Origin of the sequence: Mucilaginibacter metallidurans, assembly GCF_003286435.2 — a bacterium.
Taxonomy (GTDB): Bacteria; Bacteroidota; Bacteroidia; order Sphingobacteriales; family Sphingobacteriaceae; genus Mucilaginibacter; species Mucilaginibacter gossypii.
This window is the reverse complement of sequence record NZ_CP043449.1, coordinates 327435-343491: the sequence shown is the minus strand read 5'-3', so window position 1 is coordinate 343491 and position 16057 is coordinate 327435. Positions and strand designations below refer to the sequence as shown.

The window sequence follows — 16057 nt, the reverse complement described above, 5'->3', positions numbered from 1 at the left end:
TGAATTATGACTAACAATAAAGAAGTTTTTAATAAGAAACCACCACAGAAAAAGCTACAGTACATTAAGAAAAATGCCTTTACTATATTTATGGTAATTGCCGTCGTGATATTACTTGTAAGCCCCGATGCAAAATCATTTGTGCTACGACAGTTAATGGCGACAGGAATTTTTAATGCGAGTATAGATAAAAAGGATGCGGATACAGTAAGCCTTACAAATACTGATTTTACTTTTACCGACGGAAAAGGGAGCATACAAAATACCTCATCATTAAGAGGAAAAGTAGTGTTTATCAATTTTTGGGCATCTTGGTGTCCACCCTGTCGGGCTGAATTTCCATCTATTGAAACTCTGTATACCCAATTTAAGGATAACCCTGATATTTTCTTTCTAACCCTCAACGAGGACGATGACCCAGCTGTAGGAATGGCATATCTGGAAAAAGAAAATTTTTCAGTTCCAATGTATCAGTCCAGCGGTAATGTCCCAACAGAAGTGTTTTCCGGTTCATTACCAACAACCGTTGTACTGGATAAGAATGGAAAAGTCAGGCTTCATCATACCGGATTTGCCAATTACGCATCTGAAAAATTTGTAAAGGAAATAGAAGAATTAATAAATGAACAATAAAAACAATAAAATGAAAAAACTACAAGCTTTGCTAATAGCCGTACTATGTTTTATGTCTATTAGCATTTTTGCGCAACAAAAACCAGATACCACTTTTGAGCCCGCGAAAGCATACAAAAAACATTACAATGCCCTTTATATCTTGAACGAAGCAGAGGATAAAAAAATAAAGGGCATCCTTCGCAACATCAATAATGTACTAAGTGACCCACGGTTGATAGGTAAATTAAAGATAGAAGTCCTTGCGTTTTCTGACGGTGTGGAAATGTATAAAAAAGCTAACAGCTACCAAAAATTATTGGTTGCACTCAAAGATAAGGGCGTTGTATTTGTCCAGTGTTCTAAAACAATGGAAGAACGAAAAATTGACAAGAACGAATTGTTTGATTTTGTGAACTATGTTCCGACCGGTAACGGAGAAATTATATTAAGGCAATACGAAGGCTGGGCAATTGTCCATCCCTAATCAAAAACGTTTTAAAACTTTAAATTATATATTATGGAATTATCAATAGGATTTATAAATGATGTACACGGTTATCTTGAACCACACCCAGAATTATTTTATGGTAAGGACGGGGAATTTATTAAAACAGCAGGAGGCTATGCAAAAATCGCCTCTGTTTTCGAGAAGATAAGAAAAGAGAATGAACACACCTTGTTTTTTGACGGAGGCGATACCTTTCACGGAACCTTACCTGTAGTGGCTTCCAGAGGCGAAGTACTAATTCCAATTTTAAACAAACTTAGTTTTAGTGCAATGGTGGGACATTGGGATTTTGCCTATAGGCCGGAACATCTTTTAGCATTAGATAAACTACTTAATTATCCTATATTGGGTGTTAACGTTTATAAGGATGATGGTACTCTACTACTGAAACCGTATTCATTTATTGAGGTAGGTAATCAAAAAATTGCTGTAATCGGTATCTGCGCCAATATCATCGATAAGACGATGCCCGCTGCATTCAAACAAGGAATTTATGTGACCGACGGAATTGATGAAATAAACGGCTATGTAAAAGAAGTAAAGGGATTGGGAGCAAATTTAGTCATATTACTTTCACACAATGGCTACCCGCAGGATATTGAATTACTTAAAAACACAACAGGAATTGATATATGTTTAAGTGCGCACACCCACAACAGAATATATGAACCAGTAAAAGTAAAAGATACCATAATAATACAGTGTGGTTGCCACGGCTCTTTTGTGGGACATCTCAAACTTTCAATCGTAGATAATAAAATTACAAATTATCAATACAAGCTTATAGAAGTGAACGAAGATGTTGCGAGCCATAAACCAATAGAAAATATTGTAAATGGTATTATGGCTTCATACAGAAACTTGCAAGAAGATGTTGTTGGCAGAACGGATACTATACTACATCGATATGATGCTTTCTCATCATCAATGGATAATCTGTTATTGAAAGCAATTAGCAAGGCAGCAGGTGTAAACATAGCATTTTCTAACGGATGGCGTTACGGTGCGCCTATTGATAAAGGAAATATTACGATGTGGGATTTGTATAATATGGTTCCTATGAACCCGGTTATTTCCACTGTGGATATGACAGGACAGGAGATCATTGATATGTTGGAAGAAAACTTTGAACGTACTTTTTCAGCTAATCCGATGAAACAAATGGGCGGTTACTCTAAACGCTATGTGGGATTACAGATCAAATCCCACATTGAAAATCCGTATGGCTATCGCATAGAGGAGATTTACTACGAGAATGATCACTTAATAAAAGAAAAAACATATAAGGTTGCCTATATCACCGAACAAGGTGTGTCAGACAAATACGGAACCAACAGGGCACATTTAAAAATAACTGCGATACAAGCTCTTGTTGATTATTTAAAAACAAGCTCCTAAAACCATAAACCTTTTTGCAATGAAAACCACATAGCACAAATTATATCGGGTTTTTACCCCATGACGATTTTAACCTTAAACTAAAATCTATGGAAAAATACTATAACGAATGCGTACAGAAACTGGAAGAAAAAATCAAAGAACTTACATTGGAAGTAGATGACCCAATCTTATTGCCACAAGAAGTTATTGGTCTTATAATAGATTGTTTATCAAAGTTAAAAGAGTTTGTTTTAAAACAAGGTTTCAAAGATAAAAAAGAAGAAATTTACTTCTTCAAAAAGTTAAAACCTGTTATTCTTTCCAAATTAATTTATTACAATGCTATTTATAAGATAGAAACCAAGAAGCCTTATGGAAAAGGGAAAACAATAAAGAAGTATATTGACAATGAATTAGCAAAACTGAAAAGATTTTTTGATAACAATCTCGAATTTTATAAGTACTATAGAACCAATAGTACCTATCTCGATGAGAGGTATTTTGTAAGAGGTGGTTATGATGTAAGGTTAAGTTTAGACACCTATTATTTTGAAACCGACCATAATTTTACAACTTCACACGATTATAAAGTAGCTAAAATCATTGCTAATGATTTGATACAAGTATATCTCGAAGACCAACTGAATAATAAAAATCAGAAAAAAGTATTTGATTATTCTTCGTTAAATTGGACAGGAAGTAAAACTGCTTTAATCGAATTGGTTTACGCTCTATATTCACAAGGAGTATTTGATAATGGCAATGCTGATATAAAATTGATTGCTAAAACGTTAGAAGTTACATTTAATGTTGATTTGGGCGATTTTTATCATACATTTATGGAACTTAAAGCCCGAAAAATAAACCGAACCAAGTTCCTTGACAGCTTGCGTGATGCCTTGATCAATAAAATGGATGAAGAGGATGAAGTAAATACTCATTAAATTCCCCTTGATAGATGAATAGCTTTTGTTTGTTCATTCTCTTCTGAAATTTTTATAGTTTGCTTCTGCTTTTCGGTTTGTTCCGAAGGTTCTTCTTTAGGCTCAGGCGTGATGGATAACTGTATTTTTCGCTCCACAGAAGCCAACTCCGTTTTGAGTTCGCCCAACCGGATCTCCTTACTCCAATTACCGTTTACCACTTCATGAAGAACTGGCAAGTCTTTTTGTATTTCTACAATTTTCTTTTGCTCCTGCTCGATGTAGCTAGGCAATTTTTCCAGAGCATTAAGGAAATTCATAGCAGCCAATTTTTCGTCTTTAGCGATTAGGCCATTGTTGTATGTGTATTTTATGTTTCCTTCCCCCTGAACCAAGAAACGGTTTATACGAATATCCACGCCGTCTTTTTGCGAAATTTCCGTTTTTACCAAAAGTTGGAACCCGTAAAGGCTTCCGATTTCTTCATAATCCCCACCTGTACGAGATTTGTCGGCAAGCTGGTTGAGCTTTGCACCGATTTGTTTGATGTCCGCATTTGGCGGTAAGCCATCCAATTGCAGAGGATTTGCGATTGTGCCGTCCGAACGTTTTTGGATACGCCCTTGTAAATTATTCCAATCAAGGTTCATACGGTCAAAGCGGGATTGGGCTTTATCCAATTCTGCCGTATAGTCTTCCAATTTGTATTTTGCACTATACTTTGAACGGTTAAACGCTTGTTTTTCGCTTTCCAATCCGGCAATCTGTTTTTCCAGTTTGGCTTTATCCAGTAGATCTGTATTTCCTGACAGGATAGCCACATATTCCGAAAAGTTCATTCCTGATTTTTCGTCCATACTGCCTTCGTCAATCGTTCGTTTGCCGAGATTGTTATTTTTTAACTGGTCTATGAATAGTTGTTTGTTGTATAGCAGGTTAAACTTATAGCTGTCCAGTGATTTTTCTACGGCATAGATAATGACATCTACTTTATTACCTGCGAAAAACTTGGCAATTTCATTGCCTTTACGAACAGCCCTGCCGTCCCTTTGGGCAAGATCGCTTGGTCGCCACGGCGTATCCAGATGATGAACGGCAACGGCTCTCTTCTGTGCATTGACACCTGTACCCAGCATACTTGTAGAACCGAACAGCACACGGATTTTCCCTTCGTTCATTCCTTTGATAAGTTCCTTGCGTTGCTTGTCATTTTTGGCTTCCTGTATAAAACGGACTTCGTATGCAGGTAAACCGTGGTCTTCCACAAGTTTGCGTCTGATTTCTGAATAAACATTCCATTCGTTTGGTTTGTAGGTTCCCAAATCGGAAAAAACGAATTGCGTTCCTTTCTGTGCATTATATTGATTATAATACTTAGCAATTTTCGCCGCACAATGTGAAGCCTTATTGTCGGGATGGTCTTCGTAGCTACCGCTTACCATACGCATATCCAAAGACATCTTACGGGCATAGTCTGTAGCGATAAGCATCTTAGCTTTTTCTTCACTTTGTGATAAAGGTGTTCTTCCTAATAAGGTAGCATTGCCCGTTTTTGCAAACTCCATTAGCTTTTTAATAAATTCTTCCTGTTCTGGAGTGGGCGGTATATTATACAATACCTCATTCTTATTGGGGCGATCGATACCTATATCTTTTGCCGTCCGGTAATCCGTGATTTCAGAGTAGAATTGGGCAAGCTCCGGCACTTTGATAAAATAGCGGAAACGTTCTTTAGCTACAATATTGTTCGCTACCGAAAATTCATAATCGGTCGTTTTCCTTGCGTAAATAGCAGCCCAGGCATCAAAGGAATGAATGCCCTGTTTTTCCATTGCTCTTGGTCGCAGGTATTTGAATAATAAGTACAGTTCGGTTAACGAATTACTGATGGTCGTTCCGGAAAGGAAAGTTGCTCCCATATCCGCATTAATGCGTTCCTGAATGGTGCGGATAGCAAACAAAAGGTTGATTGCCTTTTGGCTTCCGTCAACATTACCCAATCCTGCAACTCTGGAATGTCTTGTGTTAAACATCAAGTTTTTGAATTGATGGCTTTCGTCCACAAGCAAATGGTCAATGCCCATCATCTTAAAATCCACTACGTCATCTTTGCGATTTTCAATATCGTGTTGCAGGGTTTTGAGTTTAACTTCGAGGTTTTCTTTCCGCTTGATTACTCCAGCAAGCATACCCCTGGTCACTTCCTTGCCTTGTGATTGTAGTGCATCGAGGTTTCGTTCTACACTATCCAATTCGATTTGGAGAATTTCCTTTTGTATTTCGGGCGATTGCGGTATCATCCCAAATTGGTCGTGTGTGAGGATTACGCAATCCCAATCATTGTTTTTAATATCCCCGAAAATCCTCATCCGCTTTTGAGGTGTAAAATCCTCTTTGCCTGGAAACAGAATTTTAGAGTGTGGATAGGCAGTGCGGTAGGCTTCGGCAATTTCGTGAACATTGCTTTTCAGCCCGATAATCATAGGTTTATGGGCTAAGCCCAAACGCTTCATTTCCTGTGCTGCGGTACACATTACCAACGTTTTTCCTGCACCTACTTCGTGGTCGCAGATAGCACCATTGTTCAGTTTTATCATCCAAACGGTGTCTTTTTGGCTCGAATACAAGTCTTCAATACCTAATGCCTTACGGTCTAAACCCGGAAAGTCCTGATGGCTTCCGTTATAGTTCGGTCGAACGAAGCAATTAAAAGTATCGTTGTATTGGTCGGTCAGCCTGTTTTTAAACTCATCGTTTTGGGCGTGTAGCCATTCGGTAAATGCGGTACGGATTTCGTCAATCTTGGTGTTCGCCATTTGTATGGCTTCCATATCCCGTATTCTAAGACTTTTCCAAATAATATTTCTTCATCTTAACTCGACAACAAAATTCTCATTTTGGCCGGAACCCGTCAAGGGTACATAAACAGCGCAGCCGCACAAGCCCGCCCTTCGCTGCCCTTGACAGAACCCGTCCAAAATAAGGGGAGTTGTTTAAGAGTTAAGATGATAAGCCCTAAGCTGCATATTTCATCAGATCTACATAGCCCGAGCCGCGATTGACAACAGCAAACATTCTGGAAATGATCTTGTTGCGTATAACATTTAGTGTACTCATCTTATTTTTCCCCTCGCTCACTCTTCTTTTATAATAGCTTTTCATCTCTGGATTATATGCGCAAGCACATATAGCCACCATGTGGATTAATTTTTTTAGTTGCTTGTTGGATAAACTACTGACTCGTGTTCTTCCTTTTATACTCGTGCCAGATTGGTGTTCAAAAGGAGCAGTTCCCACATAGCAGGCGAACTTTCGCCAGGTAGCAAAACGGGTAAAGTTGTGCGTATAAGCAATCATATTTGCGGCCAGTACAGGTCCTACACACTTAATACTGGTCAGTAATTGATAGTTTAATTTAACTGCTTCATCACTTTCTATAACCGCCTTTATTTGTTCTTCAATCTTTTTAACTTGAACCGTTAGGTTCATTATCAGGCTTTTATAAACTTGAAATATCCCCTTGTGCTCTTTTCCTTCCAATGCCTTTTTCTGTTCTTTCCATGTGGCTTCATACCCTCCACGATCACATACCAAGCGATTTCGTAATGTAAGCAGCGACTGAAGTTTGAGAATACTTTTAGCTGGTAATAGAGTTGCCTGAATGGTTTCGCGGTGTAGCCAAGCATATTCAGCGATTCTTTGTGCATCGATCTGGTCATTCTTTCCTCTTCTGATCCCTATAGATTGTTTAATCTGAAGCGCAGGAAGCATGGCGAATGGGATTCCAATATCATTTAGATAAGTGGCAAGTTTAATTGAATACATACCGGTATGCTCGAAGCATATGATCATCTCCGCCGGTTCCGATTGTTTACTATGCTTTTTTACCCAACTTAAAAATAAAGCAAATCCTTTTTCCTCGTTACTGAATGTTTTGGAGGCACCGATTCCGTGCAGGTGGACATCAATAGTAAGCTTTGATACATCGATGCCGATAAATACTTTGTATTTCATACTAAATAAATTAATGTGATGTACTCAGACTAAAACCTTTATAAGACCTGGTGTCTAAAATTCTAACTTGTCATTGACATCGACTTGTGACTCGAAACAGGGACTAATACGGGCCATAGGTCTTTAGCCTGGGCCTTGACTTGGTTCACCCTATTCTTTGTCAGCAAGATACTTTCAATAATAATCACAAAGCAAATCTAAAGGTACCTTGACTTCTTGGTCGCCAACCGTAATTTTTTTAGTAATATCAGGCGTGGTATTGACAAGGGCGTGTTTAAGCAGGGCAATACCGTCAAACGTCCGGCTTTCAGCTTTGACAGCGTATTTTTCCCATATATGCAAATTCTTACGGTCGCACTTTACGGAAAAGTCATCCGAACTTTCAGAATAATGAACTAGTACGTCCGTATCAAAAAGATGTGAAGCAAAACGGGCATAAATACCAGTGGGTATCCAGCGTTCACCTAAATTAAAATCGAGTTCCTCAAACTCAATTCGTCTTGGTCGGGCTTCTTCCAAAACAGTAAGGCTTGTTTTGGCTTCGATATCATTGGGATTGTTTTCAATGTAGTTCTGTATCTCTTGGGCTTTTTCTACCACGTTCCCTGCAATCCAGCGTTCAGATATTTCATATTCTTTTTGCAAAGGATTGTAGTAAATACGACCGTGTAATGCTTCTTTTAAAGCCTCGTCCGTCATACCGCTGATTTCGGACATATAGTCCAAATCCACGCTTCCGTATTTGTTCAGCGCAGCCGCTAACGCTTCTTCGGGATTGTCCGTTGCTATGGTTATGGTAGAAAAACTAACAGGGCGGCTGAATATATCGGCTTTGTGTACCACACCACCAACCACACGCTCCAGATAAGGGATCTCCTTACCGGAGCTATCCGTTTTTATGAGTTTGATGTTATCGGCACTGTTGAGGTTACCGTACTTTTTGACAAACTCATCATAAAGACGGTTAAGGTTTTCCCTTTCTCCTTTGTGTTCGGTCTGAAACTTTGCCTCTTTGTTGTAAAGCTCTTGGTAAACATCACGTAACGCAATGTATGCTTCGGCTCTTGCTTTCTGTGAAGTCGGTAATTGCAAAGGATGAAAAATTGCTTTTTCATTTGATGTATCTATATCTTGCAGATGACCGACCCAACCATTATCTGCGACTAGGCAATCGTTACGGTAGAATGGATGCAGTTTGCCACTATAAGGAGCAGGTTCTGGAATAGTATCGGGAACGACTGGCTTATCAGTTTGACCATTCCCGTTTATTGTTGAAAACAGGTCGCCAATAGCTTCCTGTTTTTTGCCATTGGTAGATGTATTTCCATTGGTGACACTATTAGTAACAGGTGGCGCATAAGGCTGCTGCATCGAACTACCGAACAGGTCAGGTTGGCGACCTATTGCACGGCTAATTTTGTTGATGCTTTGCCTTTTAACTTGTGTTGTTCTTTTGGGCGGAGCAACAACCATAACAGGTTCGTACGCATTTTCAAACAGGTCAAAAATGCTTAGCTGTTTCAATTCCTGTGTAGTGTCTTGATTACTTGCAGGAGTTGGTACAAGCTGTGGCTGAATGGCTACGGGTTCGACAATTGGAGGCTTTACCTTTGGAGTAGCGGGAATTTGTATTATAGGTTCATCGTTCCGTTCGCCTTTGTATAAATTCAAATTAAGATGCTTCCCAAAATCATTGATAAGCATTTGTTTGAGGTCTTTAGCAATTCCCTCAACCCCGTCTTTGTGTGTATAAATTAGTGCAGATTGTCCATAAGGGTCGGTATCTAATTTCCGATCGGTATGTACAATCCTTGCGCTATCCTGAAAGAGTGCATTGCCAGGAGTATTGTATTCTGTTTGCCTGCTTTGGCAAAACAGGTCTTCCCTTTCGGTCAGACTTTGTTTCGCCGTGTTCTTTTGCAGAATAATCAGATCGCTTCCGACCTCCGTTCCTGCATATTCCGTAAACAGGTTATTGGGCAATCGAACGACTGAAACCAAATTGTTATCCTGCATCAACGCCCTGCGTATCGGTTCGTTCTTTGGGCTATTGAGAATACCCTGCGAAGTAATGTAAGCCAACAAGCCACCCTCACGCAACATATCAGCACCTTTCAGGAAAAAATAATTGTGTATGCTTCGGGAAGCCTGCACTTTTGCACTGTCCTTGCTTCGGGAGTAGGAAAGGTCGAATACAGAAGTATCGCCAAATGGAATATTACTGGCGATTACATCATAGCTGTTTTGTTCCTTTTCGGGTATTTCCTCAAAACCACTTATACGGATATTGCTATCGGGATAAAGCTGATTTAAAATCTTGCCTGTGAGCAAGTCTTTTTCATAGGCAGTAACACTGGCTTTTTGATTTTCTGAAAAGGATTGTATAAATGAGCCGATACCTGCGGAGGGTTCAAGGAACTTATTAATGTTTAAACCGCTTTCACGCAAGGTTGCGGAAATCGTATCAATGATTTGTGGTGGTGTATAAAAAGCCGTCAGAACAGAGCTTTTCATACCGTCCACATACCTGCGGTATTGCTTTTCGTCTTCGGAATTTTCCTTGAGTAGCTGGTGGAGTTCCTGCGTAATCGGGAAAAGCTCATGTTCCGTTTTTCTCCAATGATTGATGTCTATTTCGTTCGCTATGGGGTTCAGCACGAATTTAAGACCGCCAAATCCGCTGTATTGCATCATTAGCAGTCTTTCGCCTACTGTGGCTTGTCGTTTCTCCTTTTCTAGTCTAAAAGCAATTCGCAGGGCATCAATGTTCTTTTGGAGATGTTGCTTCTTACTGAAGCCCATTTTCCTCTATCCATATTGCGATGGTTCCTGTTATTTCGGTATAGAGTAGGTCGTACTCTGTGTTATAAGCGAAATCATCGGTTAGTTGATAGCCGGAGAAAGCCGGCTCACAAACAGGGAACATTTTAAGAGCGAACGGTCGCAGTTCCTGATCCGCCATTATGGTATCAAACTCATTGCATACGACTTGGAAAACTGTATCGAATTTGGAGAAGTGCAAGCCCTCAAAAAGAATGTAATTGGCTATTTCGTTGCATTGTTCAATAGTATTTCCCGAACGAAAAGCGCCCTCGTAGGCATTAGTAGCCCACAAGGAACGTTGTTCAATAAATTTTTGGTCGTTTGCTTTTTCTGGGAAGCTGGTATTTAATAATTCTTGTAGTCGTAACCTGAAATATGATAGGTCTTTTTGTTGTGTATCCATACTATAATTTATTAGAGTTTTAAAATTATAACAGTTTAGAAGAGCCTTTGTATAAGTGGTAGAGTTTGGCTTCGAGAGGATGGATTTGGCGTGTACTTATAAAATACAGGAGAAATTAATTTGTATTTTTGTAACCATAGAACCACTCATTAATACAACTTATTTCAAAGTATTGATGATTATATCAAAAAAATGAATTACACAGACAATATTGAGCGTTTAAAAATACTTCTTACCGGTGCTTCAACTGATGTTTCTATATCAAGCGAAAATGAAGCAGAATACAAAAGTTTAAAAAATGAACTTAAACAATCGACCAAGTTTCTTTCTAACCAACCGAGAGAATTTAAAACTTGTGTTACACTTCAAGAATTTAGAAGAGAGATGCAAGCTAAAGGAGGATATGCTGAGCGCAGAAAATATATTAATGAGATATTCTATCCACTAATTTCTGATGAAAATTCTCTAATGGATAGTATAGAAGAAATACAACAAAATGTAAACTTTGGCCATCTAAATCTTTTACCTCAAGATATTCAACAAAAAGGAAGAGAAATGTCGGAAGTTTACTTGTATTTATATTGTATTGAAAATTCATTAAGAAAATTCATTGAAGAGATTATGAAGACAGAAACTGTAAATATTCCAAGAAAAGTACAAGACACAATAGATAAATTAAAAAAGAGCGAACAAGAAAGTAAATATTTACCATTACGAGGTGGTAATGATTTGTTTTATTGTGATTTTATTGAATTAGGTAAAATAATAGTTGGAAATTGGTCAGTCTTTGGAAAGTATTTTCCGAAGCAAAATGAACATTGGCTAAACGTAATGGTTGATGAATTATACAAAATACGTTGTTTGGTTGCTCACAATAGTTATGTTGGAAAAGATGAGCGGGATGCCCTAAAAGTTTATTATAAGAGCATTACTGCTCAATTACAAATATAATCAATAACCCCTCCAAATTGGAGGGGTTATTGATCATTCAAAATTTGTAACATCCTACCAACCTCAATATCCATTCTCGAAAAGGCAAACCATTTCTTGCCCAGGTCTTTGAGTGATGCCCCAATATGATAAAGTTCCGTACTGTCAATAATCAAAAACCGGTCGTGGGCATCTGCAAATAATTTAACTTCAATCTGAGGATATTGGCTGTTGTACCGTTGTACATCCAGCCGTAGGTGATTGCTGATGTTTTTGGTATATACTGTTGCCGTTACATTATTATTCCGTTTACCTAATAAAGTCAACACCGTATCGTCCACATAATTATCCAGCAAGATAATAGAACTTTTGGCACTTCGTATAATATCAGAAACAAAGCTATAAGCATCGAAAATCTGTCCATCATAGAAAATCCCTTTTTCGCTGTGGAGTTTATCGCTTTCCAAAGCCTTAAAAATCTCTTCAAATTTTTGGTCAGCTTCTAATTGTTTCAGTTCAATTTTATCCAGACGATGAAAAAGCGAAGCATTGCTCATTAGCATTCTTCGCATTTCAACAAAAGCATTCATAATCTCAATGCTGACCTTTATAGCTACCGTTGAGCGGAGTACCGAAGCCAGCATTGCAATACCTTGTTCAGTGAAAACGTAGGGCAGATAACGCCTGCCACCATAATTCAAACTTGAGGTCACAAATTGTGACCTCAAGTTGATGGCATCAAATTCCTCCTGTGCCAATTGGAAACGAAAGTTTTCAGGGAAACGACCTGCGTTACGTTTTACTGCCTGATTGAAGACTTTGGTCTCTACCTGATAAATCCTTGCAAGGTCGCTGTCGAGCATCACTTGTTGCCCTCTTACAGTATAGATTTGGTTTTCTATTTCCTTGCTGGTAATGATAAGTTTATTTTCCATCACTTTTTGTAGCTTTTATTTTTATCAAACTCAAAGGAACTTTCGGCATTTTCATTCAACACGATATAAGCATCGAATTTTTTTCCTGCTTTGCTTTTCATTCCTTTGATAAGTGAAGTTTTCTTTTTATTGACAAGATTTTCAATATCGGTTATGCCGATTTGTATACCACACACATTACGGAACTGAACCCAATTACAAGCCTCATCAGTACACTTCACGATTTTATCACGGATAATGAGTTGCTGGCTTTTGCATTTCGGGCAAATGAGTTTTGGCAAGTTGTTTTGGGCAATGGAAGTCTGCAACAGCTCATTGGTAATAGATGAGGCGTAATTTTCCATTTCCTTTTGAAACACCCTTGCATCTGCTTCGTTGTTTTCGATTTTCTGCAATGTGAGTTCCCATTCGGCTGTCATTGCCACGTCTGCAATTTTGCGATTTTTGACTAATTCGTAAACCTGTAATCCTTTCTCAGTTGGTATTAAAGATTTCTTATCTCGTTGGATATAATTTCGAGTAAACAGGGTTTCGATGATGGAGGCCCTTGTAGCGGGAGTGCCGATACCGATGTTTTGCAACGCTTTCCGTTCTTCTTCATTTTCTATTTCTCTTCCAGCACTTTCCATAGCTGATAAAAGTCCTGCTTCGGTATAAAGTACAGGTGGTTTGGTTTTCTTTTCGAGAACGGAAGCTTCTTTTATTTTGAGTTCATCGCCCTTATTTAGTTCAGGTAAATCCTGTACAGGCTCAATATCATCATCGGAGAAATTCCCTTTGATGGAACGCCAACCAGGTTCAATTATCTTACAGCCTTTTGCGGTAAAATCATAATGCAATGACTGTAAAGCAACATCGGTTATCTCCTTGATGCAGGCTTGTGAAAGGGCTTCGAGCAATCGAAAGGCAATCATATCATAAACGGAATTTTCCTTTGCATTCAGTGCTGAAGGAATTTTATCTGTAATCAACAAACCGTGGTGATCGGTAACACGCAAATCGTTCACAATACGTTTATTGAAGCGACCCCATTTCATTTTTGTAATCGCTTGTTTGCAGCTTTCTCTGTCCTGTAAAGCCCTTACAAGATTGGGGATTTCTGCCCACATATCCTCAGGAATATATTTGCTTCCGGTACGTGGATAAGTGATAAACTTCTTTTCATAGAGGCTTTGAGCAATATTTAGGGTTTCGTCAGCAGACAAATTCAGTTTTTTATTGGCTTCTTTCTGCAATCCGGTAAGATCGAATAGCAAAGGCGGTTGTTCCGTAACGCTTTTGGTTTCTACTGATGTAATTGTTGTAGTTTCGTTTCGTTGAATGGCTTTCAGCGTATCAACGGCAAGTTTTTGGTCTTCCCATTTTGTTTTGGAAATACTTTTAAAATCTATCAACTCTTTATTATGCGATAGCTGTATCTGCCAATAATTCTTAACCTTGAAATTCTTGTTTTCCAAATAACGTTTGCATATCAAAGCCAAGGTAGGCGTTTGCACTCTTCCGAGGGAATAGATACCATTTCCTGCGGCAATGCTCAATGCTTGTGTTGCATTAATGCCTACCAACCAATCAGCTCGGCTTCTGCCTTGTGCTGCTTGGTATAATCCGTCAAATTCTTTTCCTTGTTTTAGGTTTTCAAATCCTTGCTTGATGGCTTTTTCGGTCAACGAACTTATCCAAAGCCGTTCAAACGGTTTGTTGCATTTTAGGTATTCGTAGATGTAACGAAATATCAATTCGCCTTCACGGCCTGCATCGGTAGCCACAATAATGCTCTCGCTTTTATTGAAAAGCTGTTCAATAATTTTTAGTTGCTTTAACGCTCCTGTATCGGCTGTATAGCCTTTATCTTTTTTTACTTTGCGAACAGTTAATAAAAAAGAATTGGGTAAAATTGGTAACGCTGTTTTATCAAATCCCGAAATTCCATAATCTTCGGGCATTCCCAACCCTATTAAATGTCCGAATGCCCAGGTAACAAAATAGCCGTTGCCTGTAAGGTAGCCCTCCTTTTTATCAGATGCTCCCAAAAGTCCGGCTATTTCCCTTGCTACGCTTGGTTTTTCTGCAATGATTGTTTTCATACTTTAAGATATTTTTTTGCCTCTGGTTTTTGCTGGAGCTTTGGGCTTTTCCTGTTGTTCCTGCTGTTGTTTGTTTTTCGGTGTTTGTTGACCAGACTTCAAAGGCTCTTTGATATTTTTGGTCGCTTCATTGGTCTTGCCCTCCGAATTGACAGCAGTTTGCGTTTTATGGGCTTCGGTTGGTTTTACTCTTTCCTTGTATTGATTTGGAAATTCAAAATTGGTTTTTCCATTTTCTTTATTGAAAGTGATATAACCTTGATATGGTTGCCCTTTTTTATCTTTCAATCCATCAATGTAGATGGTTTGACCGGCTTTAAAATCCTTATGTTGATCATCGGTCAATTCTTTACCTCTGAATGTTTTTGGAGCTTCCTGAGATTGGTTTTGCTGATTGTTTTGAGTTTGTCCATTGCTTTGGGTTTGCCTGTTAGAATTGTTGCGGTCAAACAGAAACTCCACATATCGCTTGTCTGCATTGAATTGTACTGTTGCCGAAAATTCTGTTCCTTTGGTAGAAATCATACCCTCTAACTTTAGCGGTTTACCCTCCATTAAGGTTTGTTTCTGGGCATCGTCCAATTTCACGCCTTTAATTTCATCTGGAACTTTTATAAAATCCGTCCTCAATGCAATTACATCATTCGTTAGTCTGTCTATACTGATAATGGAAGGCATCAGTTCGCCAGTTTTGGAATTTTTCAAATCTACCACACGCCCCATATTACCAGTTTCGAGCAGGTTCTTTTTGTCTTCATCCGTAAACTTGTGCCCGAAAAATTCAAAATGCAAATTGGGTTCTTTTTTGATGCCGTGTATTCCTACCACAACTTTTCCGTCTTCGGCTTGCTGTAAAGACAAGCGGGCATCTGTACGAAGAATTGTACCACCGAGGTTGACACCAATCGGTAAGAGTTCATTCGTTTTGTAACCTTTCAATAAAGGTTCAAGTAGGTTTCTCTTTTCAAGGTATTCCTTGCTTAATCCGAGATTGGTCATAGTATCCCAATCAATCTGCTCCGGTTTGTAGCGGTATTCGCTTGCTTGCTGTGTTGTTTCTGTTGTTGCCATATTATTTTGATTTACTTGTTTTTTATCCGATTGCTGTTCTATTTTTACTTCGTGATCTTTCATTATTTTTTCGCCTTCAGGAGTTGGCTTGTCAACCTGCTTTTGCATTTCCTGTGCTTTTTCAACAGCGACAGGTGAAGGCACTTTAAAGAATGAAAAATTGGTAGGGTTCTTTAGCTGGCTGAAAAAATTGGAGAAGAAGTTCGAAAAGAAATCACCACTTTTGTCCACACGCATAAACTGGTTTTGGTTTTTCTTCGTGGGATCAACAGTTTCCATTTTCCCGTTTTCGTCTATACTCTTTACGGCTTGGATTTTCATTTTTTCTTTATCCAGCACCAGCAATATGTCCGATAACTGTTCGGGCATTT

At 38.7% G+C, this 16057-nt stretch carries 12 protein-coding genes; 5 read left to right on the top strand and 7 right to left on the bottom strand.

Annotated elements, in window-relative coordinates; all coding sequences use genetic code 11:
• The first annotated feature begins 6 nt into the window (after positions 1-6).
• From DIU38_RS01645 to DIU38_RS01630, 4 genes are all read left to right on the top strand, one after another.
• Positions 7-633 carry a TlpA family protein disulfide reductase gene (locus DIU38_RS01645; protein WP_045753446.1) on the top strand — a complete coding sequence of 209 codons (627 nt, stop codon included), beginning with the start codon at positions 7-9 and terminating at the stop codon, positions 631-633.
• 10 nt (positions 634-643) lie between these two features.
• Positions 644-1099 (top strand): DsrE family protein, encoded by a 456-nt coding sequence (locus tag DIU38_RS01640; RefSeq protein ID WP_112652921.1) that lies wholly within the window; start codon positions 644-646, stop codon positions 1097-1099.
• 33 nt (positions 1100-1132) lie between these two features.
• Positions 1133-2521 carry a bifunctional metallophosphatase/5'-nucleotidase gene (locus DIU38_RS01635; protein WP_112652838.1) on the top strand — a complete coding sequence of 463 codons (1389 nt, stop codon included), beginning with the start codon at positions 1133-1135 and terminating at the stop codon, positions 2519-2521.
• Positions 2522-2610: 89 nt separating this feature from the next.
• Complete coding sequence (locus tag DIU38_RS01630; protein WP_112652837.1) at positions 2611-3447, top strand: RteC domain-containing protein; 837 nt, start codon at positions 2611-2613, stop codon at positions 3445-3447.
• Here DIU38_RS01630 and DIU38_RS01625 read toward each other — a convergent pair.
• From DIU38_RS01625 to DIU38_RS01610, 4 genes are all read right to left on the bottom strand, one after another.
• Positions 3444-6257, bottom strand: a complete 2814-nt coding sequence (locus tag DIU38_RS01625) for a helicase-related protein (protein WP_432211738.1) — start codon at positions 6255-6257, stop codon at positions 3444-3446. The genes DIU38_RS01630 and DIU38_RS01625 overlap by 4 nt on opposite strands.
• A gap of 184 nt (positions 6258-6441) precedes the next feature.
• Positions 6442-7440 carry a transposase gene (locus tag DIU38_RS01620; RefSeq protein WP_112657431.1) on the bottom strand — a complete coding sequence of 333 codons (999 nt, stop codon included), beginning with the start codon at positions 7438-7440 and terminating at the stop codon, positions 6442-6444.
• Between the two features lie 174 nt (positions 7441-7614).
• On the bottom strand, positions 7615-10242 hold the full coding sequence (locus tag DIU38_RS01615) for an N-6 DNA methylase (protein ID WP_243770592.1): 2628 nt from the start codon (positions 10240-10242) through the stop codon (positions 7615-7617).
• A complete protein-coding gene (locus tag DIU38_RS01610) occupies positions 10229-10666 on the bottom strand; it encodes a DUF1896 domain-containing protein (protein ID WP_112657632.1) in 438 nt (145 codons plus the stop codon). The genes DIU38_RS01615 and DIU38_RS01610 overlap by 14 nt, the downstream gene beginning before the upstream one ends.
• A gap of 192 nt (positions 10667-10858) precedes the next feature.
• Here DIU38_RS01610 and DIU38_RS01605 point away from each other — a divergent pair, with 192 nt between their 5' ends.
• Positions 10859-11617 carry a Swt1 family HEPN domain-containing protein gene (locus DIU38_RS01605; protein WP_041516057.1) on the top strand — a complete coding sequence of 253 codons (759 nt, stop codon included), beginning with the start codon at positions 10859-10861 and terminating at the stop codon, positions 11615-11617.
• A gap of 26 nt (positions 11618-11643) precedes the next feature.
• On the opposite strand, the gene DIU38_RS01600 is transcribed toward DIU38_RS01605, so the two are convergent.
• From DIU38_RS01600 to DIU38_RS01590, 3 genes are read right to left on the bottom strand one after another with little or no spacing between them, the layout of a single operon-like run.
• Positions 11644-12531 carry an ORF6N domain-containing protein gene (locus tag DIU38_RS01600; protein WP_041516058.1) on the bottom strand — a complete coding sequence of 296 codons (888 nt, stop codon included), beginning with the start codon at positions 12529-12531 and terminating at the stop codon, positions 11644-11646.
• Positions 12531-14615 carry a type IA DNA topoisomerase gene (locus DIU38_RS01595; protein WP_037441084.1) on the bottom strand — a complete coding sequence of 695 codons (2085 nt, stop codon included), beginning with the start codon at positions 14613-14615 and terminating at the stop codon, positions 12531-12533. The genes DIU38_RS01600 and DIU38_RS01595 overlap by 1 nt, the downstream gene beginning before the upstream one ends.
• Before the next feature lie 3 nt (positions 14616-14618).
• Complete coding sequence (locus DIU38_RS01590; protein WP_432211739.1) at positions 14619-16025, bottom strand: DUF3945 domain-containing protein; 1407 nt, start codon at positions 16023-16025, stop codon at positions 14619-14621.
• Positions 16026-16057: the final 32 nt, after the last annotated feature.

Bases quoted from the DNA above. Each gene is read 5' to 3' on its own strand.
- DIU38_RS01615 (WP_243770592.1), bottom strand. From the start codon at position 10,242: ATGGGCTTCAGTAAGAAGCAACATCTCCAAAAGAACATTGATGCCCTG.
- DIU38_RS01620 (WP_112657431.1), bottom strand. From the start codon at position 7,440: ATGAAATACAAAGTATTTATCGGCATCGATGTATCAAAGCTTACTATT.
- DIU38_RS01630 (WP_112652837.1), top strand. From the start codon at position 2,611: ATGGAAAAATACTATAACGAATGCGTACAGAAACTGGAAGAAAAAATC.
- DIU38_RS01605 (WP_041516057.1), top strand. From the start codon at position 10,859: ATGAATTACACAGACAATATTGAGCGTTTAAAAATACTTCTTACCGGT.
- DIU38_RS01635 (WP_112652838.1), top strand. From the start codon at position 1,133: ATGGAATTATCAATAGGATTTATAAATGATGTACACGGTTATCTTGAA.
- DIU38_RS01625 (WP_432211738.1), bottom strand. From the start codon at position 6,257: ATGGAAGCCATACAAATGGCGAACACCAAGATTGACGAAATCCGTACC.
- DIU38_RS01610 (WP_112657632.1), bottom strand. From the start codon at position 10,666: ATGGATACACAACAAAAAGACCTATCATATTTCAGGTTACGACTACAA.
- DIU38_RS01595 (WP_037441084.1), bottom strand. From the start codon at position 14,615: ATGAAAACAATCATTGCAGAAAAACCAAGCGTAGCAAGGGAAATAGCC.
- DIU38_RS01640 (WP_112652921.1), top strand. From the start codon at position 644: ATGAAAAAACTACAAGCTTTGCTAATAGCCGTACTATGTTTTATGTCT.
- DIU38_RS01645 (WP_045753446.1), top strand. From the start codon at position 7: ATGACTAACAATAAAGAAGTTTTTAATAAGAAACCACCACAGAAAAAG.
- DIU38_RS01600 (WP_041516058.1), bottom strand. From the start codon at position 12,531: ATGGAAAATAAACTTATCATTACCAGCAAGGAAATAGAAAACCAAATC.